A 21,874-nucleotide genomic window follows, 5' to 3' on the forward strand; every position below is an offset into this window, starting at 1 on the left:
TGAATTTGATCAATCACAGACCTAGAAAATCACTTGACTATCGTACTCCTTACGAAGTATTCTTTGCTTCATCAGATACCGTTGCATTTCATCCTTGAATTGGCGAATCTTCTACCAAATGGAACACACTACCGAATAAGACTCCAGTTATGGCGATCGGGCTATATCATCGACCGATTTCCATGCAGGAGTTGCTATCATTATGGGGCTTTACTTCCTTCACGGATAAACTGACTCGTGCCGAGTTTTATAACACCAGTATTTAATGGAAGATAACCTGACCTGTTGGCGATCGCAAAATATTGCCTTCACGATCGCGTTCTACACTCTGGAATACATAGTTGTTTTCACGGTCTTGTAAAAGTTGCAATTTCCCATTTAAAGAATGATATTTGGGCTGAATATATTGAGGCATCCCGTCTTGTTCAACCACTTGATCATCTTTTTCTAGCAATACAGGACAGGTCAAAATCTGTCCAGAAATATCAAATACCCAATCTTCTGTTTGCGGATCGCGAATTGGCAAAGGATAAATCGGTAATCCCTTGGATGTCGTCAAAATCTTTCCAGATTCATCTTTTACAGGCATGAGAAATACAACTTCACCATTGCGATCGCGGACAAGTTCATTGGTTTTGAAATCCTTTAGGGGCAGCGCTGCTGGTTGAGATTCGGGAATTTCAAATGGAGGAAGATCGGGACGAGGAGGATGCAGGCTGGGGAGATTAGCATCGGGGTCGAGTGTATAGTGTTTGGTATATTGCACAGCAGCTTGGGTAAATCCTACACGTTCTAATAGAGCCTGTACACCTGTTTGATCACTAGAAACAAGAATGTCGATATCTGAGACTTGTTTTTCTTCGGCTTGTTGAATCCCTGCATTAGCAACCAAGGCGATCGCATAATCATGGCGATGTCCTGGCTGAACATATAAGCCTAGAACGGAGCCAACTCGACGCGGTACAAACAGGTTATATAGTTTGTGTTCGGTTAAGAGTTCTACAGGAATACTGGCTGGTGGAGCTTCATCATAAAAATGGACAAACATACAGCCAACAATCTTTTTGGCTGATTGCTCTGATTCGGAATGCTCAAGTAACCATCCATAGAAAAGTGGCTTCTCAATGAGATGGGTAATATATTTTGTGAAGTCAAAGTCAGGAGTGACAATCATTGATGGATCTTGCTTGGCGCGTTCGCTGGCAAAGGCTTGCCATAGTGGGGCGATCGCACTAGCATCATCAAGGTTGGCAAGACGGCTGGAGTAAAGTTTTGGGTTAGTCATCGGATTTCCTTTGGTAAAATCTATAAGAATTTGCTAGATTGAGTTTATGAATGCTTAAAAACATAACTACCGTCGGAGTTGGTTTTAAGTTGTGGTTTTCCGTTGATTAGTTGGTAATCAGGAAGGTAGAACTGTGGTATGCCATTTTGTTCGACAACTTGCCCATGGCGATCGCGGACAACTGGACAAAGAGCTAGTTTTCCATCTGGTTGAAATAGCCATTCTTGAGTCTCAGGATCGTTAACGGGCATGGGATAAATGGCTCTACCCTGCGAGGAATGCAGAATATTTCCTGTTTCATCTTGGAGGGGATATAAGAAGACGATTTCGCCAGCAGGATTTTTAATTTGCTGGTTAGTTTTCGGATCGAAGAGAGGTATTGGGATGCCATCACTATTCGAGAAGGTTGGCTCATGAAGAGAAACTAGTTCGCGATCGCCTTCTATTTCTCTAGGCATGGTGTACTGCACGGTGGCTTGACGGAAGCCGTTACGTTCGAGCAGTTTATGAAAGGCGGTGAGGTTGGCGAGTACGCCGAGGTCGATCGCATTTACGCCAATGCGATCGGTTTGTTCTAGCCCTGCATCGATGAGGTGTTGAATTGCGGCTGGGCGATCGCGATAGGCTGGGTCGATATATAGTCCGAGGACTGTACAAACTCGACGCGGTATAAAGACACGGGTATTTTCGTGTTGTTGGACTTCGTATTCTGTAAGTATCGATGGACAGCTTTCGTCATAGTATTGGGTAATTAGGCAACCAATTATTTGGCGATCGGTTTCGCTGTCTTCTAGCAGGATGCAGTAGGTATGGGGTTTCGCGAGGAGGCTAGCAATGTGGGTTTCGATATCAAGGTCGGGTTTTAAGGTGACTGCGCGATCGAGTTCTGCCCATTCTTGATAAACAGTTTTGAGCATTGGTGCGATCTCGTTGATATCTTTGTTTGTGGCGATACGATGGCTATAAGACATATGTTATTCGGAGGAATTGTTTAGGTTTTGGATAGTGATTGGAATATGCGATTAGTATTCATTTCAAATATCTACAATTCAAAGATTGTTAATTGTGGCGGATAGGTAAAGTAAAATTTTTCGTGGGTATGGATGTACTCCAACTGAAAAATACAGACAGGTTCTGTTTGATAGAACACTTTCGTTTGAAATCTCCTCACATCTAATCCATCATCTCGGACAAATTCTTCTGATTGGAGAAAATTCCCTGGGAATACTGTGTCAAAATAAACCCCTAATTTGCCAATTTCAATCAAGAAATATTTACCTGATAATTGACTGGCATACCAATGAGTAGGATTAGGGAGAATACCGTAATATTTGCTGCTATACCACCAATCGATCTGTTGAGATAATTGATTTGCGATAGCAAAAGTTTCTGTTTCTTGAAATTCTTTCCAACCTTTATCGAGGCTTGATTGTAGAAGAGAGTGAGAGTCATTAATTAATTGAAGAATAGTTTGATTGGTTTCCATGATTTTTTGAAATAAGAAATAAATAAAATTGCTAATGCAAGAGAATAATAGATATTTAAAGTCATGTTTTATTAATCCTTGTCTATTCTTGGTAAAACATTTTGAGCATTTGCGCGATCGCGCTGATATCTGTTTTTGTAGCGAGTCGGTGGCTGTAAGACATGATACGTGAAGTGTCTATGTATGATTGGGATAGGTGATCGCGGTTAAATTCGGATTACTATATTATGGCAATGCATTTTGACTTGTATTATTCCTATAAGGTGACTTGAAAACTATCTCTACTATATTTCTTCCTCTTGCTATTTCTATTTGCTCTTGAGTAAGTTGACCAACTCTGGCTCCATCTGGATAGATATCAACAGTGGTTTCAGCTTTTCGTCTTTTATCGCCTTCTGTCATTAAATTTAGAGGAAACTGAGATCCTGCGCCATTATCTTTATGAGTGAGACCGAAGTTATGTCCTAATTCATGAGGAGGAGTATCTGCTTTTCTAATTTCTGAAATTATCATCTTGTTAGATAACATTTTTGCTTTGCCATTGAGAATATTGACATGACCCTGCTTCATCTCCTCTAACTTTCCGACAACATACATATATACTGTGTTGCTGTCTTCATTAGCCTGCTCTTGAAAGAGTTGATTTATCTCTTCTGGGTGTTGAGCCTCTATATCTCTTAATCTGCTTGAATTTAGAGTCTCTGGAGGTAGCATCTCAATATCAATATTTGCTTGACTCCAAACTTTATCCATTGCGTTTTCGATAAGCGCTAGGTTCATAGGCGCGCAATTTTGCCCACCGTCGTCGCAGATCTGTATAGGCTGAATGCGTACTATACCCAATGCTGTCGGTCTAGTCGTAGCTGTCGGTCTAGTCGTACTTGACGTTATATTATCCTGTTGATAGTTGTCTGGACTTTCAGAAGCAACGTCACTTAAAAATTCATCTAAGTCTTCATCGAATTGAATCAAATAAAGATCTCCTTCATCATCTTGGAGAATCTCATTCTTTTGAGTAAGAGAACAATCTTGCTTCCCTGAAATATTTTCAACTAGACTCATGAAATCATCTTTCCAAATATTTAAAATACCATTGATGCCAGACAACCAACTTTCAATCCCACCATTCTTAATTGCTCCAGCCAATGTCAAAGCTGTATTACCAACCTGATCAACCCGATGCAAAACTTCAGCTAGAGCGTCATTGAAATTACCAGCGAAACTTTGACCGATTGAGAGCGCAGCATTAAAAATATTGCCGATCGCATTCAACCAATCCCCATTTTGGATAGACTGGATGCCACTATAGATTAGTTGTGGGGCTTTCTGTAAACTTTGTACGATTGACAGCATCACCTTTTGAAGAGTCTCACTACATTGATTAATGAAAGTACTCATCCCTGCTGCTGCCATTCCTGCAACACTGCCAAGAATTTGCAAGAATCCCATAATACTATCACCAGACATTAGCGATCTGGCACTAGCGAAAGCACCTGAAGCCGCCGCTTGTAATCCTTGCATTACCCTTACAGCCATAGCGCTTTGTCCAAGAGCGTTCGATATCCCTGCGGTGACGGCACTTAACGCCCCCATCACACCTTGGAAAATCGCGCCCATCCAATCTCCATTCATTGCAGCTTGGATGGCGCTGATACCAGCACTTGCGGCAGTTAAACCAATCGCAAATGGAGCTAATGGAGGAAAAGCGAAACTCATAATGCTTAGTACCGTTGCCAAAATACCAATCACATTTGAGATAATGCCTAAAACTTTATTCCAGAAAGATTTCTTTCTCGCTTTGCGCTCAGCGATACGCTGCTTAATAATCTGATCTAGCATCTCTTGACCCTGAGCCGCCAAATCTTCAGAAATATCTACAGCTTGTTGTGCATAAGCGATCCTAGTCAGAGTCTCAACATACAGAGGATTAATAACCTCCCCTTCAGCCCCTAATTCTTTACTACGTTCCAACTCCTTCAACAACTGCTGTGAAGAACCTTGCAAATCTTGCTGGGCTTGTTGCAACAACTGGCTATCTAACTGATCTTCCAAATCAATGCGATTGATTTCGTTCTTATATTGATCGACTTGACCGATCAACACCGCCATCGCACCGAGCAAACTATCTTGAATTGTTTCCGCAGACTTCCCTTGCAAGGCTAAATAGATATCGCCACGAGTTTCTGCTAAGACTGCCTTAACATCAGCAGGGAGATCGGGCTGCTGCGTACCCAAATCTTTCAGGCTAGTCAATAGACCCGCCAGCAAAACATCTAACTGAGCAGGATTGTCGGGCGAGTCAAGGGTTGCTAAGCCCAAGGTAGTACGCGCAGTATTTAAGGACTGACGTAGCTCTTCTTCAGCTTGTAATTGTTTCAACTGCTCGATTTTAGTTTGAGTCTCAGCACGTTTGCGCTCAACCTCTAACGCCTCACGCTCTAAGCGATCGCTAACCGCTTGATCGATTTCACCTTGACGCAGTTGAGCAATTTCCTGCTCTAGCTGAGCCTGTCCAAGATTCAGATTTTCTAAGGTTACTAATTGATAGAAAGTTTGTTCCGTTTGCTCACGAATACGGGTAATGCCATCTAAGCGAACTTGAATTACTGCCAATTCCTGCTCCTTCGCCTCACGCTCAGCTTGAGTTTCCGCTAGCTTATTATTTAGATCGTTTAAAGCTTGCGAAGCCGCCGCTTGTTCCGTTTGCAGAGCATTTAATTGATTTTGAGCAGTTGTCTTCGCTCGATTAAAGGCATTAGCCTGTGCTTGAGCTTCCTGTTGCTGTTGTCGATAGGTCAGCATTTCTGCATAGTAGCGATCGGCAAGTATCCGATCTTCAGGTCTAGCTAGACCAGCCGAACAGGTACTACCGCGATCGCTAGCCAGATCACTATAGTCACGGTAATAAAGTTCGGCTGCCGATGCAATATTGTTAGTACGAGCAACTTCTAACAACGCCTTTGCTTCTTTATAGCCTGCGGCTGTCGCTTCTTGTAAACGTTGGAGGATTTGGAACTCTAGAACATTAACTTTTTGCTGAGTTTTTGCAGCTTCTAGGGCATAGTTGGCATTGAGTTCCGTCGCATCTACCAAGGCTTTGAGAGTTGCTTGATGCTCTCTAGCAGTTTTGAGATGCTCATCGTTTTGAACAAGTAAAGAGGTTTGTAGATCCTGAAGTGGCGCTGTCAAGGCTTGACTACTTGCAGCAGCCTGTTCCGCAAGTCTCTGGGCTTCAGCCAGAATGGCTCGAGTATCCTGTAATTGCTGCAAAAGATCGCTATAGTCACCGCTAGGATCATTAATATAGGCTTCAATCAGGCGTTGCTCAGCGACAATTACTTCGTTTTGAGCAGTCAGCAATGTGCGTTTTTGGGTGAGCGCAGCTTGCTGGGCGGTGAGAATGGTTGCCTTGTTCGTGATCAGAGGTAATGTGCGATCAATTTGAGCAGCCTTAGTAAGCAAACTATCTAAGGCATCGGTGGTTATGCCTTGCATCACCAAGGCACGAATTTGACTATCGATCGCCTGTCTTTGGGATTGTAATTGCTGTTGAATTGCTTTGGTCTGCTCTAGCTCGGTGCTAAGCGCGATACTTTGCCGCTCAACCCATTTTTCATCTTCAGCTAGCTGCCGCTGGATGGCGATCGCATTGTGATTGATTTTGCCCTGTTCGGTGAGGATTTGGGCGATCGCTTGTTCTTGTTGCTCAGACCTGCGATCATAGTCCACCCACTCTTGCTGTACCTTAGCATTAGCCGCATCAGCCTCCTGTGTTGCTTGAGCGAGTTGCTGCTCGATGATTGGTAGTAGATTTTCTAGGCTTACTAATTGCACTTGCTCAGCAGGAATAGATTCTCGCTCTGTTTTGAGTACCTCAAAAAGATTGTGTGTCTCTTGAATTGGCACGGCAGCTTCGTTAGCAGCGAGATTTGCCTCACCCCATTGTTTGGCTAAAGGTTCAAGACGCTCTTTCTCTAGTCGCCATTTCTCTGCTTCCGCTAGCTCTGAGGCTCCTTGCTGCCGTAGCTGAGGCACAAGTTGATTGGCATAGGTATTCCAAATCATCCAATCTTGATCGACATGGGTAATCGTTTCCCAATGACCACGACCTCTACGACCACTTACCCATCGCTGTTCGTACCAGTAAGGTCCATTCTTACGACTCCTCGCCCAATGGACTGCGGCTTGCTTCTCATACCAATCAGATTGAATAATCGCGGCAATTCCTTGGGTGCGATGGTCGATTTCGGCAGCTTTGGCTTTTTCATATAGGATTTGATTGGGATTGCTACCTTCGACAGCATCTGCATTCCAAAGTAGATCAGCTTTAGCAGCTTTCAACAGGTCAGCAATTACTTGAGTGGAGTCACTACCTTGCAAAGTTGCTGCTTGTAGAAGGGCGATCGCTGTGCCATTGTCAGGATGACTGGCTAAAAATGCGGCACGAGCAACTGGGTCAGTAAGCCCCGCCTGATATTGCTTTAATTCTTCTGACTCAAGCCCATAGCGGATTGCCATCGACGCAATTTCTGCCCAGAGAGTATCGCTTTGAGCAACATCGAATTTGATGCGATCGATCGCTTGGGCAGTTGTGGTCACGTTAGTATCAAGCTGAGATTCAATCGGCACAACCTTACTAAGAATATTAATTCCATCACGCAGGTTGGCTTGACTGCGATCGTAGCTACCCTGTGCATCAGAGAGGGTGTTAGTAATCAATGACAGTAAATTATCCACAGCTTGCGAGTTTGCCAATTGTTGGGTAATTCCTGCGTGGGTTTGGCGATCGCTTTCTAATAACTGATCGGTTATCGATAAAGCCGTATTACGCAGATCTTGATTAACTTGGCTATTTAATTGAGCGTAGCTAAGCTCTGTATTCGCTTGCAATGCATTTTTTAAAGCTGCTTCCGTGGCTTGCTGTGACTGCAAAGCTTGCAAACGCTGTTCGTTATCCTCTAATTTTTGTTTGATTTCTAGTTCTTGCTTTTGACGCAATGGAGTTAGAGCCGCGATCGCCTGAGTGAGCAATCCTTGAAGATCTGGAAGTGTTTGCTGGTTGTCCGCTTGCCATGTTTCCAGTTTGGTACGTTGCGTAGTTGCTTGAGCGATCGCCTCGGTCAAAGATTTTTGAATGACTGGATCAGTAGTTCTGGCTAATTGTTCTTTCCAGCTAGTAATCAATTGATTCAGATTATTGGCCTGTGTTGTGAAGTTCTGAATTTGCTGTTGCAGTTGAGTGATAAAGCTATTTACCTTTGGTTCCACATCGGTGGCAAAGAAATCCACATCTGACTCAGAGGCTAAAACCCCAAATCCAATCAATCGTCGTAGCGCTGACGCTTGTTCCTGCATCGTTAATGAGAGCTGAGTGCCAACGCTTTGAGCCGTTGTGGTTGCTGTTTGAAAAGCCTGTAATTGCGCTTTTTCTTGATCGATGAGTGGCTGTAAAACAGCTTTAATTGGCTCAATCTCCGCTTTTAATGCATTTACTTGACCAGATAGTTTTAATACATTCTCATTGCTAGCTTTTAGATCAGCAGTTTTACTAGCCACTTGAGCCGTTTGTGTGGTTACTTGCTGCTCTAGATCCGCAATCCGCTGTTTATTTTTCTGCTGTTCTGCCCAGACTTGGTTACGTTGCTCCGCTAGCAATGAAGCAGTTTGCAGATTCTGACGATAGGCTTCCGCTTTGGCGGTGTTGTATACCCATTCTCTACCATTCCAGTACCACATCTGAGAACGATCCTGTTGGGCAAGATTATAGAAATATGCCTCAGCGCTCTTTAATGGTGCATCGCGATCGGCAAGACTTTGTTTTAGTAGTAACTGATTGCCCAGTTGCAGTTTTGTGAATTCTAAAGCTTGCGTTGCATCATCTAAACCAGTTTTTAGCTCAGCTTGCTTGGCGATCGCCTTTTGTAGCTCAGCTTGTTTTTCCGTCAGTTGATTTTGGAGGTTGGTGAGTTTATTGCGATCGTCTTCTCCTAGCTGACGGGTGGTTAATAATGCATCAACTGTCGTAGTTAGTGCTTGTGTAGCCTGTTGCCATTGATTTTGAGCGGTTTGAGATTTTGCTCCTAAAGCTTCTGCATAGTTCAATAAATCAAGACGACTTTGCAAGCGATCGATTTCAGAGCGAACTTGCAATCCATATTCTTTGGCAAGATCGATTTCACGATAGCGATCAGACAATTGCCGCTCCAAGCTAGCTTTTAACTGATTTAGACTTACTAATTTCTCAACTAAAGAGGCTAAATCCCCTTGCTGGCTTGATAAATCTTTGTTTAAACCTGATAATTGAGTCAAAAGTTGTTTTTCTTGCTCTAGCCGATCTATTTGTAATTTAATCGCTTCAATTTGTGGCAAAAAGGTTGCTTTGAAAGTTTGGACTTGTTGATTTACTAAATCTCTCTGCTTAGCGGCATCATTAGCGGCAAGTTGAGCGGCATCCCGATAAACAACTGCCTGAGGGTTAGGAATCCGACCTTCATATTGTCCCCAATTAAGATAGTGATAAAAGGCACTAGTATTATTTCCCCACCAACGCTCAGCTACTGCCTTAGCAACATCAGGATATTTAGCGAGATAAGTAGTTGGATTAAACACATTAATTTGACTATTCCAGTAATTTGCAGCGTTCTGCTGCGTTTGTCTCAGTTGTTCGTATTGTTGGGCAGATAAACTAGCATTATCGATTTGAGTTTGATACATTTGCCGTACAGTTTTCTGTTGGGCAATCTCAGCATTTCTAATACTAATCTGTCCATCAATATCAACTAATTGGGCATCTGGTATTGCGAGATCGTCTTTGACCCGCGCGATCGCTACCTGCGTCGTCAAGATTTCCTGTTCTTTCTCTCCGATTTGTTGCTGCTTAGATGGAATCTGGGAATTATCTAAATCAGTCTTGGCTAAGCCCAGCTTGATATATTCGGTCTGCAAACTATCCAGTAATTGGGCAACAGATGTCTTTTCTGCCTTTGCTTTAGCAAGGCGATCGCTTAAATTGTCAAAGCCCACTAAAAAACTAGACTCACCACCATCTATCTGCTTGAGAAAGTCAAGATATTGCTGGGTTGGTAAGTCAGTATTGGGCAGATCTGCTTTGAGTTCGATTAGTTGCTGCACTAGAGAACTACTCTGTAACCTTTCAGGAGAATCAGGAACCGATAGCTTGAGTTGCTCCTGTTGCACTCTCGCCCATAGGTATTCCTGTTCTAAATTAGTTTGGATACTCTTAGCTTGCTCTAGCTGTGCTTGTAAGGTCGCATTGGGAGTTTTGCCTAACTGCGTAATTAATTGCGTAATGATCGCTTGAGTCTGAAGTTGATCGGTTTGAATACGCTCAATGGTACGTGCGATCGCCGCTAAGCGCTCTTGATAAGGCAAGAAATACCCTGAAGTCTCAAGAAAGTTTTGTAATTGATCTAGCGCTTTTGATTTATCGGTTTGAGCTAAGGCAAGATTATTTTGAGCCTGTTGCAGACGTTGTTCAGTCTCATTAACTGCTTGAATTTGGGGTGGTAGTAACTGTGACTGAAGGCGATCAAGTTCTGCTTGAATACTGTTAATCTTTTGGTCTAGTTCCGCTATTTTTTGGGGCTGGACTTCTGAGTTTAACTTCAATGCATCTTGATTTGCTTGCAGTTGAATCTGACGAGCATCAATCTCATAGTCTATCCCCTTCTTCAGCACATCCCAATCTCGAATACTTCTTTCCAAAGTTTCGGCTCTTACCGTCAGACTATCTACCTGCTGTTGAGCAGTTTGGGCTAGTTGTTCAAAAGTTTTCCGTTTAGTTTCAGCTTCATTTGCCACAGCTTGAGCCTGATCGCGAGGCGCAATATGTTCAGGATAGTAGCGCCAATCATAGATATCAGTTCTCTTACCCGATCGCCCACGTTTTGAACCTACAACTTCCCATCTTTGGATGAGAGAGTTATGCCAATCGGCTTTATCCTGATTAGTTTTACGCCATTGCTCGGCAAGTGCGGCTTCTTGGAAATAGTTCTCAGCAGTTTGTTTTTGTTCGGCGATCTGGGCCTTTAGTAGCGCCAGAACCTCTGGCGCATCTGCGGGTGAGCCTTCTAGTTGAGGCAAAGCGTTGTTATTGGTGGTTAATACCTGAGCCAAAGTATGGAGAGTCTCGACCTGTTGATCAATTTTTGCCGCAATCTGAGAGGCGGATTGCTGATTGCGTTCAGCGATATCTGCTTGCCAGAGAGCTTTGTTTTTAGCAGCTACAGCCTGCGGATTATTTCCCCATCCCCAAATATCTTGGGTACGTCCAGAGAGATTAGTTTGCTGATCGACCACCATCCATTGCGTGGTCTGAATTTGCTGAGCAGCGATCGCATAATTTTGTGCTTCTACTCTAAAAGCTTCTGCTTGATCACGATAAACTTGAGCGAGGGTTTGCTGACTTAAAGCAGCTTCAGAAATTATGAGTGGATCTGCTTGTAGTCCTTGGGGGTCAATTAAAAAATAATCTAGCTTTGCTTCGGCTTGTTCTAGAGCTTTAGTTGTTTTAACAATATCCGCTTGCAAAAATTCTAGTAACTGCTGTGTATAGGCAACAAGCGATGCTTTATCCAGACTTAATTGCGCTAACTGCTGCTCCAATTCCTGCTTACGTGATTCTAGTTTTTGAAGCTGCTCACGATAAATCTGGGCATGATTAGCCGCAAGCACAAACTCATCGACGGCTAGTTGAGCATGAGCATCAGCGATCGCGGCATCTTTAGTTACTTGTTCATATTTATCAAAAGCACTATTAGTCTTTGTTTGCAATTCAGCGAGAGTTAAAGCGGGTATGCCCAAATCGATGAGGGTCTGCCATTGGTCAAACAGAAGATTTTGTCTATCTGCAAGTGTGGCGATCGCCTGTTCTGTCGATGGTGATGCAGGACGCTCTATGGGGCTTACCCTTCCTTCACCACTAAAAGATGTTAGTGCAAACTCCTTTTGTACAGAAGGTTTTGCAGGAGCGATCGCACTTGCAACTAATACGGCTTCTTTTACATCGATTAATCCTGCACCTGTAGCAGCATCCCATCCTTCTTCTTTTAAATCTCTTGCCGTAGAAATAAGAATTTGTTTTACCTGCTCAGGACTAAGCAAGGGGTTTGCTGCCCAGATTAAGGAAGCTGCCCCCGAGACTTCAGCAGAGGCTCGCGAAGTTCCCACAAAAGCTTTGGGATCATTCTGGAATTCACCACCAGGGGCAACTAGGGTTAAGCCCTCCCCTTGACTAGAATAACTAGCCCGATCTTCCCAATTGTTAATTGCCCCAACTGTAATAATATTGCCAAATAGTTGTGAAGCAGCACCTAACGCTGACATGCGATCGCCTGTATTACCAGCCGCTACGACTAATAAAACATTATTTTCACGGGCATATTTAATGGCTAGTTGTTCTTGAACAGTTAATTCATAGCGGGTCGTAATTCGTCCATCTCCATCAATTTGGGTCAAGTCTCCACCAAAATTCGCGATGCCATAGTTGTTTCCTGAAGCTTTAACATCATTGACAAAAGCGATTAACTGCTCAGCCCAATTTCCATTATTGACATGGTAGATCTCAGGCTGAGATACTGGGTTGATAATTGAGAATGCATCTAGTCCATATTGATCGTGCAGCCCTGTAGAAAAATCTAAAAAGCCTACCAATGGCTGATTTGCATCGGGTGGAATTAGAGCGATCGCCTCCTGTGCGTTGACTAAATAGGCATCCCAAATCTCTGGATTAGTTAATGCAATTTCTAAAGGAATTGGTTGATTTAAGAATAGCTCTCCTACTTCAGGGCTTTGGAGCAATTGGTGCAAAGTTGTTGCTCCTACATCACTTAGCTTTGAATCATAGTCAGGATTAGTGAGTATTTGAGCAAGTGTTGGATTCTCACTCAAAGCATTAAGAAGAGAGTTAATGGGTGCATCGGCAGCAGAACTATTCAAAGCTGATAGTAAATCTGAGTGTGTACTAATCACATTGGCTAGGTTATTTAAAGCCAGATCCGTTGATTGTAAAACTTCTGGGCTAAGTACTGGCAACACAACTGGATTGGCAGTTGGAGAATCATAGACATATTTTAAAAGTTCGTGTCCTAGCTCCGCATTACGCCAATCATCATTAGGATTGAGAGAACCCTCAGCAATTAATTGGTCAAAGGTAATTGCTTTACCTTCCGCACCCTTGACATGAAAAACTAAATCGTTATAGTCGTGATCGGAGCCTATATCGACCCGCAAATCTTCAAACACAAAAACCTTACCATCACCTGTCACATCGGCAATCTGTCCTATATGAAAAGCTTCATTCGGGTTCGCTGTAGTCAACGAGAAGAGTGGATGCAATGAACCGCTAAGATCGGGATGATCTATAAATGTCTCCACTTTACCATTCGGTATAAGCATTAGACCAAAACGATCACCCACTTGCATCTGAAAAGACTGCTCACTGATATACAATCCACTGTTATCACCGCTAGCAAAATGAGCGCCTTGGCTTAGGTCATCAATGACGATATGACCTAGATCAGTATTGCTAATAGCCCTTGATACTGCTTCATGAATAAACTCGGCAGATCCAGGTACAAAAGCATCCATTCCCTTTAAACTAAAGATTGCTAGTTGCCCCTGATAGCCTCCACCGTCATAGAGAAAGTCTATGCTAACTTTGCCTGCTTCTCCAACTGTAAATACTCCTGAGTCAAATTGTGTTGCAGTTAGATTGGGTGTATGTAGTATCGCTGGTGAGATTGCTTGGGACTCAACTGGCGCTATGCTTTCAGTATGTGTTCCAATTCCAATGGAATGGGTGGTGTCTGAAGTGGTAGCAATAGAAGAATCATGAGAATCATGGGATAAGTAATGTAAGTTCTCTACCCCATCTCCTACATGATGATCGGTAATTAAATCTGGTACAACTGTAACTGGAAAGTCTCCTGAGTCCAACAAACCACTAGGTGTAAGGCGTGGTTCTAATATTCTCATCTTGATTTTCGATTTTCTGGACTGTCCAGATTGATCAAAACTTTTTCCAAAGCCAAAATGTAATTTTTTAGAAGCCATATGTCTAGGATGTTGTAGGTGAAGACTTGAACCAGCAGTTAATATGGATTTAAAGCTGTCTGACCATACTTCGATACTCTAAAGGAAAAGCTTCAATCTGTCTTGTATATTCTTGTTGTATTTTTTTGCGGTGGCAGACTATGTCAAATTTGTACAATTTTTCCTAAAAGCCGTAGGTGTGGTCTTTGTCAAAAGTTTAAAGTGTCTATTGAGATGACTTGCATCATGAAATCCGCAGTCATCGGCAATTTGAGCAATATTTAAAGAACCACTAATCAATAATTTCTGAGCAAGCTTTACTCTTTCGCTGATTATATAGTCTGTGATCGTTGTGCCTGTAGCTTGTTTAAATGATCGACAAAGGTGATATTTACTAATATGTACAAGCTTGGCTAAATCTTCCAAAGTCAAGTTTTTATTTAAATGTTCTTGAATATAGTCTTGAATCAACTTGATTTTGTTGTTTGATAAATTGTCGATATTTGTTAGAGTGACGGGCTCTATTGCAAATTTGTTAAGTATTGCGATTACTAGCGAATTTCTCATACTTTCTGAGAATAAATCACCATTGGGATAACCCAAAGCTATCTCTTGCCTGATAATATTGATGATTTCTTTAATTGGATAAATGTCTTCACCAAGCATTTTGGGAATTAACGTAAGCTGACTAGCTCCAAATCTTGCCTCAGCTATTTCTGACGTAATATCTGTGTCTAAAGCTATCAAAGTAAAATCAACTGGGTTGTCCCAATCTAATGAGTAACCATCCTGAGCAGGACAAAAACATACTTCTCCTCCCTTGAGTGGGTTTTCTGTTTTATAGTCACCCATACGGCGCTTATGGGGTGTAATAGAATTTATCCCCATAATTTCTAATGTATGGAACTGATTTTCATGTTCTCTGATTTGAGCGCCATTATATCTATCATAGTCTGCCAAAAACAAACTAGAATCATGCGCTTGACCGACAAATGCAGGTATTTGGTGGGGAAGAGTTTTACTTAAAACTTGACTAACCAAATCTAAAGTTAGCTTTGAGTTACTCATATTTTATCTCCAGTAATTATTTAAATAGTTGAAAATTGGATGTAAACTTATATTTTTTACTTGCTTGAACAGGAAGTATAGTTTTTTGCAAACAAAAAAGCCCAAGTTTAGGTATTTCTCTACTGATTTGATCAAAGGAAGGCTCTGTAAGATCTCGAAATCGACCGCTTTTAGTGAGTTGCAGCCTGATATTTTCCCATGATGGGATTGCATCAGATTCAGTTAGTTGATGACATCTCACAGAGTCGGAAGACCATTCATTAATCTTTTCTATTGTTTCTCCATGCTCGCCATTTAGATAAAATGCTCTGAGGTCTTCCTCAGATGACCACAAAGTTACTGTCCACATAGATAGATTCGGTGCTGCCAATATTTTCCCTTTGACAAATCCTTGACTTGCTCTCAGTTGGTTCAAGATCTTTTTATTTTGAATAAAGAAAGGGATTAGATAAAGTGGTGATTTCAGCTTTAATCGTGTCATTGATAGATAAAACATGTCTTTCCTCTATGCTATGAATCTATGTTTGGTGAACAGATTGTCTAACTAGCGAGGCAAAGAAATACCTAATATCTCTATCATTAGCTCATAAAAAGTATTTCTAAGATTGACAAGTAAAATGTAAGTTTCTAGAGTGGGAGCAAGTGTAGTAAACCATGCATAACAAACATTGCTAATATTTTCGAGATGTTGGGTGATTAGGTGTGGATCGATTCCTTTTGCACTTTGTTCTATGATGTTGGGAACTGTTTGTACAAGTTGGGTTAATTTCTCAGAGTTTGGGTCTTGCCAAGTAATATCTGAGAGTGATTGTGTTGTGTTTGCGATTTCCCATTTTTGAGGGTTGCTGGTGTCTAGTTGAATAGTGCCTTCGCGATTTGCGCGATCGAGTAATTCGCAACAGTGATGATAGGTGGCACGAACTCGATAGAGGCTATCGGTTGGTGTGCCGACGCTGCTGATGTTGATGGGGGCGATGCGATCGAGGGGGACTCGAAGGCTATGCCATCGCAAGTCATCCATTTCTACTGTTTTTAGTAGTTCTTCTATGGATAGGTCGGGGATTGGGGTGATTTTTTGGGAAGGGGTGTGGAAGGCATAGAGTTTGAGTGGTTGCACAATGATGAATTGGAATTTGTCTTTGGTGTAGCCAAGACATTGCATGGCGGCGTTGATTTGGATATCGTAGGCTCCAAAGTTTGAGGGACGTAGAATGATTATTCTGTCGCAGTTTTGCTGAAGAATTTGATGATACTGTTCGAGGTCTTCTAGGAGTTGGGTATATTTGCCATCTCGGTGTTGGAGGACGCGATCGTATTCGTCGCCAAAGTCGGCGGTTTTGATAAACCAGTCTTTGGGTTCGTCTTTAAGTGCGGTTTGTTCGATGTTGGGGGAGAGTTCGGAGGCGAACTGGCGTATCATGCAAGCATGGTAGATTTTGGGATGGGTTTTAAGGGTGTTGAGAAAGGGTTCGGAGTTGGGTGTTATTTTTTGGGCAGAGGTCAGGGAGTGATTGGTTTGTTGGAGTAGGTTGTTGAAAGTATCGGTAAAGGTATATCTCAAATCATCAGATGAGTTGATTTGTGCTGGGTGGATCGGAGGGAGATCGAGGTAGATTTGTTGTGGTTGAGACATGGTATATCTTCAGAATTATGATACTTTAAGGCTTATCCAGCAAGGATTTATGGTGATTGAGTAGCAAGGTCGTGAAAAGCTTGCCCAGAAATACTTTGAGAGACTTATCCCCCTTTAACAGTCCAGTGCCTAGTTTAATCAATGTACAAATGGAGAAAAGAAGTGAGGATGTGCTGCACTGATTTACTGAGACAAGCGCAGCACATCCTCACTTCTTTAGGACTGTTTTGAATACAACAATTCTTCTTGAATTGATGTATCTTTAAAGCCAATCTTTCCTCCCACCTTAATACTTGCTTCAGCATTTACATACAATGCTTGCCTGGCTTCAGCTTTAATTTCATAGCTAATAGATTGATTCGTTTGATAAATTGCATGAAGTAAGGAATTTACAGTTTCAATTGCATTTCCTTTTGACTGACATAGTGCTATCACATCCTCAGCTAGAGAACCGTAAGCAGATAAAGCCTTCATTGGATCTTTTATCTTTACTGTAAACTTTACGTTACTAACAGCCTTTCCTTCTGATTTGACTTCATCATTGAAGATTTTAATCTTGTTTTCCATGTCGTTAATACCTAACTTGGTTGCTAATAAATTAGCGGCAAAAGGAGATGTCTCAAACTCAAGTTCAATGCTCTCCAGTTTATCCAAACTAGATTCAGAGGTAAATACTAACTTACCCCCAATATCACCACGAACTTGTAATGCATTATCCAGTACAAAACCTCCTTCAGCATTGAATGCCAATCCAATCTTTCTGTAATAATTACCATTTGCTGTTATACCTCCAGCATTGATGGCAGACAAATCAAATTGCCCTATAACCCATGGAGTTTTTAATTCTCCAGTTAAATATGGATTGAGAGAAACTTCAGTAGAATCATAATTTTGAATAATCAAAAGATTTAACAATGAATCGACTGAATCAAAAGGGGTAGGTATTTCTTTGAAAGCCCATACTCCAAGTCGAGACATATCTTCATCACTATCATTGTTGAATACATACTTGATTTTAGTGTCCAAAACTAAATCGCCTTCTACGCGCTTTTCCACACGAGTCACAAGACTTTGACCTGCAATCTTAACGTTTCCAGACTGATACCCTGCGTCAAAGGAACCTCCAAGATCTTCTCCGGCACTAAAACCCAATCCAATAGAAGGAGTAGTGGCAACCGTGTACCAGATACGTCCATCTTCTTCTTCTTCCTTAGCTATTTCAAACTTGTAGCCACCTCGGATATCTGCTGCACCATAAATAATCTTGTCAAGTCTTAAATTAGCCTCAATTTCTCGCTTAGAACTATTGCCTAAAATTTGATTAGCCCAATATCTAACTGTATTTGCAAAAGCTTTCTTTGCCTTTTCAAGTGCTTCTTGTGCTTCTTGTACAATCTTATCTCTAACTTTGGGTAGTTCCTCTTTCACAAAGTTATAAGCATCATCAACCGTTGTGACTCCACGTTTCCACAGAGCTTCCAGCACCCGTTTCCGTTCTTCTGGATCGGTAAGGAATGCTTCAATCTGCCGTGCCACATTCAGAATGTACTGCCCAGCAGCAGCGATCGCCCTTTCTAGTCCCGTCTGAGTTGCTGCAATTTTTGCGTCAACCCCATTAATCTGATTCCACAAATAACCCGTCTTATCTCCAAAAAGAGCATTGACAATATCTGCCACTACCTTTTGAGTCCGAGGCTCAATCCAATCAACAATCCCTTTCAGAGTGTTACCAACGCCATTAATAGCAGATTGGACACCACCAGAGATATTATCTACCGCAGGTCTGACCATATTATCGTAAACATTGAACTCGATCTTTTTACCAAACAGATCGACATTGATGCCAAGATCTTTTGTCCAGTTAGCAACACTCAGAACTTTACCCTTGAATTGACCAATCAAATCATTCGCATCGCGAACTGATTGATCGACTTTATTTCGGAAATCTTGGGCTGCATTAGCAATGGTCTGATTGATCTCTGCCCCAGTGCGGTAAGCATTCTTGATCGTCTCAAAGAAATTCCAAACTGCCGACTTGACACCTTCTTGAATGTCATTGAGCTTACCTGTCAGCCAATTTTTCGCACTATTAACCCCACCGATCACAGCATCACGACCTTGGTTAATCATCCGCTTAGCATCATCTTTGCGATCCCTTACCCAGCCAATACCGTAATCAGGAACATTGTTTACAGTACTTTCTAATCTATTTGCAACTGAGTTAACTGCATCAATGATTCCATTACCTAGACTATCGACTGTGTTTTTGATGGGGTTTGCAATATTATCAACCCAAACATTAGCGTTATGCCTTGCATTATCCAGAGCATTGTATACCTTAGCCCGTTGTTCCCCATTCATCTGGTCGAGCAAGGCTTTCATTTGCTGCTCATAGCCGAGCTTCTCAGCTTTAAGATTTGCAATCTGTGTATTAGCCTTAGCTCTCTCTGGTCCAGCAAAGTTCCCCAAAGCCGTATCATAAATACGCTGAATACGCGAATCACTGAATAAGGGACCAGTAGCACCACCGCCACCACTTTTTCCACCACCAACTGTCCAACCAGGAGGAGGTCCTTGCTCAGACTGTGATAGCAAATGCTTGAACTTAACAACCAACTCATAGTCAGTCGTCACACCTTTAGGGCTGTTAACCCGCAGCATATAACTTCCTGGGATCAAATCTACCAAGATTTGCTCGTCAGTGATTCCCTCTCGCATTGAGTAAGAAATTGGACGGTTTCGTGCATCATATAGAACTAGATCTGCATCTGCCAACAACTTCATCAACCGCGCATCAATCCGTCCTGAACGAGACAAAGTAAAGCGATAATAATCATCAGGAACTAAGTTCCCAACTGTCTCACCAGTTAGCTTTGTTTCAAACGGATCAACTGGACCAAACTCAGGCAGAGTCTTAGCAAAGTACCACTCTTGCCCGCCCTTACCTTGTTGTCGAGCAATTTCTGCTAACCGTGCTAACTCAGCCAATCGAGCTTGTTCTTTCAGGAATTCATCATGTTGGCGTTTCTTCTCTAGCTCCTCAGCTAGTCTTCTCGCTTGTTCATCTAGCTCTCTCTGCTTAGCTTCTGCCTCTAGCCTCAGCCGTTCCAATTCTAGCCTCAACCTTTCTTGTTCAGCCAAGTCATTTTTTAGCTTGTCCTCAGCTTCTTTCCGCTTTCGCTCTTCTTCTTCTTGCTGCTTCCTTAACTCTTCTTCACGGCGAAGTCTTTCTTGCTCTTGCTCCCACTCATAGTTAGGATGGTACTGTGGGATTTCTATCCACTCTTTCTTCCTACCATCACTTGCAACGATGTAATCTGGATTAGGGATACCGTTGTGATTAGCAATCCACCAGTAGTTATCGGGATGAGCGCTACCCATTGTTCTTAAAGCGATCGCACTTAACGTATCACCCCATTGAACTGCATAGGGAACCCAATCGTAATATTTTCCACTCTTCCAGAATTGCTCTGCGTGTGCCCAAATCTCAGGAGCGACCTCATCAGGATCAACCGTTGGCAAAATTGGAGCAATGTATTCTGCATCTGTTTTTTCAAAGGTAATTTCAGCAAGTTTACGGAATGCCTCAACCTGCTCTGATGTTAAACCGTCACCACTGAAACTTTGCCCCCCTAATAACTTGTAATCTGGAGTTGCCTTAGCCAAATTCACCACATATCCCAAATCCGCTAAAGACGCGAGAGTAACCGCACTAATAGCTGCTTTGCCAACACCACCGCTCAGATCGGCAGTCATGATCTCATCTTGAAATAGCGCCTCATGCCAGTGCAACCCAGCCGAACCAACACCTGCTGTCTCTAGAGAAATAGCATCAGTCAAGCCACCTAATTCCTGAAACTTCTGAACAGCTTGCTTCCCTTGATATTGCATCAGAGGCGTATTCGTATAGGCAATTAAGCCTTTCGCTTCCCATAGGTTGCCAAAGCCTAAACCATGCAATAACTCATGCTTGACAACATCACCTAGCTCTCCTGATTGCTCTAACTTATCCAGATCAGAGAAATCAAATTGAGTAATCGATTGTGCAGGTAGTAAAGTTCCATAGCGCATGAAATCAATCTTGGTTTGCGCTAAAGTACCACCCGTACCATCTAGATTTGTGGCAGAAATTTTGAAATTGACATCATCAATAATTTTCCCATCTACGATCGCACTAGGTAAACCCTGACCAATCAGAGACTGCACAAAATTAGCAGCCTCGCGAATAATTGCTTGCTGCGAAGCAGTAATCCCTGATGCAAACTCTAGATCAATATTAAAAGGTTCTCTTGCTTGGCTTTCAAAACCCTGCAAAATATAAGTAGAATCAGTACCATTAGTACTGCTAAATTTCAGCAGCACATCTCCAGAAATATCTGTAGGTAAATTTAAAGTATGAGTACCGCGATCAAAAACTTGTTGGCTCAGAATATCTCCCTGAGGATTCAGAATGCTAATTGTAGTACTACCTGATAGAACAGAAATTTCTGTGCCAGCCAATTGTTGACCAGAAACCCGATAGATATCAAACGGATCATTACCACCAACTTGATCAATCACATCTTGCGTCAAAGAGGACTTAATAATGGTAGGTAGATCAGGTAATGCTCCCCCTTGATTTGGCTCAACATTTGTACCTATCACACCTGAGAATCCATTACCACCTTGATCAACATTTGTATGCGGTATAGTAGGGGCAGGTAAGGCAGAATGTAAAGGATCGCCAGGTAGAACTTTGCCATCAGCTATGTAGGAATCAGCATTGGCAGCAATTTGCTGTCCAATCTCTGTATAACGCCAATCTTTCTGAGGATCAAGAAATCCATCAGCAATCAACTGGTCAAAAGTTGCAGCCTGACCCGTCGCACCCTTCAGATGAAAAACTAAATCGTTAAAATCATGATCCGAGCCTTTATCAACCCGTATATCTTCAAATACAAAAGTTTTCCCATCACCATACACATCCGTAATCTGCCCAATATGATATGCATCATTAGGATTTGCCGTAGCCATGGAGAATAATGGTCTAAGATCTCCGCCGATATCAGGATGCCCTGCCACGGTCTGCACTGTTCCATTTGGTACAAGCATCATCCCAAAGCGATCGCCTGCCTGCATCGTAAAAGTCTGCTCACCCAAATATTGACCACTGTTATCACCACTCGCGAAATGAGCACCATTGGTAATATCGTCAATCAGAATATGACCCAAATTAGAATTGCTCAGTGCCCTCGTCGCTGCTTCATGGATAAATTCTGTTGAATTAGGGTCAAGAGATTCCATTCCTGTCAAGCTAAATATCGCCAGTTGACCTTGATACGCCCCCACATCATGAAGAAGTCAACACTGA

The 21,874-nt window shown here is 42.3% G+C and carries 8 protein-coding genes; all 8 read right to left on the reverse strand.

What is annotated here, in order from left to right; translation table 11 throughout:
- Window positions 1-262: 262 nt before the first annotated feature.
- The 8 genes from PSE7429_RS10300 to PSE7429_RS10335 all read right to left on the reverse strand — a co-directional run bounded on the left by PSE7429_RS10300 (window position 263) and on the right by PSE7429_RS10335 (window position 21,807).
- On the reverse strand, window positions 263-1,285 hold the full coding sequence (locus tag PSE7429_RS10300) for a hypothetical protein (protein ID WP_009627101.1): 1,023 nt from the start codon (window positions 1,283-1,285) through the stop codon (window positions 263-265).
- A 44-nt stretch (window positions 1,286-1,329) separates the two neighbouring features.
- A complete protein-coding gene (locus tag PSE7429_RS10305; protein ID WP_009627102.1) occupies window positions 1,330-2,256 on the reverse strand; it encodes a GNAT family protein in 927 nt (308 codons plus the stop codon).
- 71 nt (window positions 2,257-2,327) lie between these two features.
- Window positions 2,328-2,771 (reverse strand): hypothetical protein, encoded by a 444-nt coding sequence (locus tag PSE7429_RS10310; protein WP_009627103.1) that lies wholly within the window; start codon window positions 2,769-2,771, stop codon window positions 2,328-2,330.
- Window positions 2,772-2,996: 225 nt separating this feature from the next.
- Window positions 2,997-13,766: a S8 family serine peptidase gene (locus PSE7429_RS10315; protein ID WP_158467628.1), complete on the reverse strand. Its 10,770-nt coding sequence runs from the start codon at window positions 13,764-13,766 to the stop codon at window positions 2,997-2,999.
- Window positions 13,767-13,982: 216 nt separating this feature from the next.
- Window positions 13,983-14,891 (reverse strand): AraC family transcriptional regulator, encoded by a 909-nt coding sequence (locus PSE7429_RS10320; protein ID WP_009627105.1) that lies wholly within the window; start codon window positions 14,889-14,891, stop codon window positions 13,983-13,985.
- A 16-nt stretch (window positions 14,892-14,907) separates the two neighbouring features.
- Window positions 14,908-15,387: a hypothetical protein gene (locus PSE7429_RS10325; protein ID WP_009627106.1), complete on the reverse strand. Its 480-nt coding sequence runs from the start codon at window positions 15,385-15,387 to the stop codon at window positions 14,908-14,910.
- Between the two features lie 48 nt (window positions 15,388-15,435).
- A complete protein-coding gene (locus tag PSE7429_RS10330) occupies window positions 15,436-16,524 on the reverse strand; it encodes a nucleotidyl transferase family protein (RefSeq protein WP_009627107.1) in 1,089 nt (362 codons plus the stop codon).
- Between the two features lie 216 nt (window positions 16,525-16,740).
- Window positions 16,741-21,807 carry a DUF4114 domain-containing protein gene (locus PSE7429_RS10335; protein ID WP_040688145.1) on the reverse strand — a complete coding sequence of 1,689 codons (5,067 nt, stop codon included), beginning with the start codon at window positions 21,805-21,807 and terminating at the stop codon, window positions 16,741-16,743.
- Window positions 21,808-21,874: the final 67 nt, after the last annotated feature.

It is taken from the genome of Pseudanabaena biceps PCC 7429 (genome assembly GCF_000332215.1).
GTDB classification, from domain to species: domain Bacteria; phylum Cyanobacteriota; class Cyanobacteriia; order Pseudanabaenales; family Pseudanabaenaceae; genus Pseudanabaena; species Pseudanabaena biceps.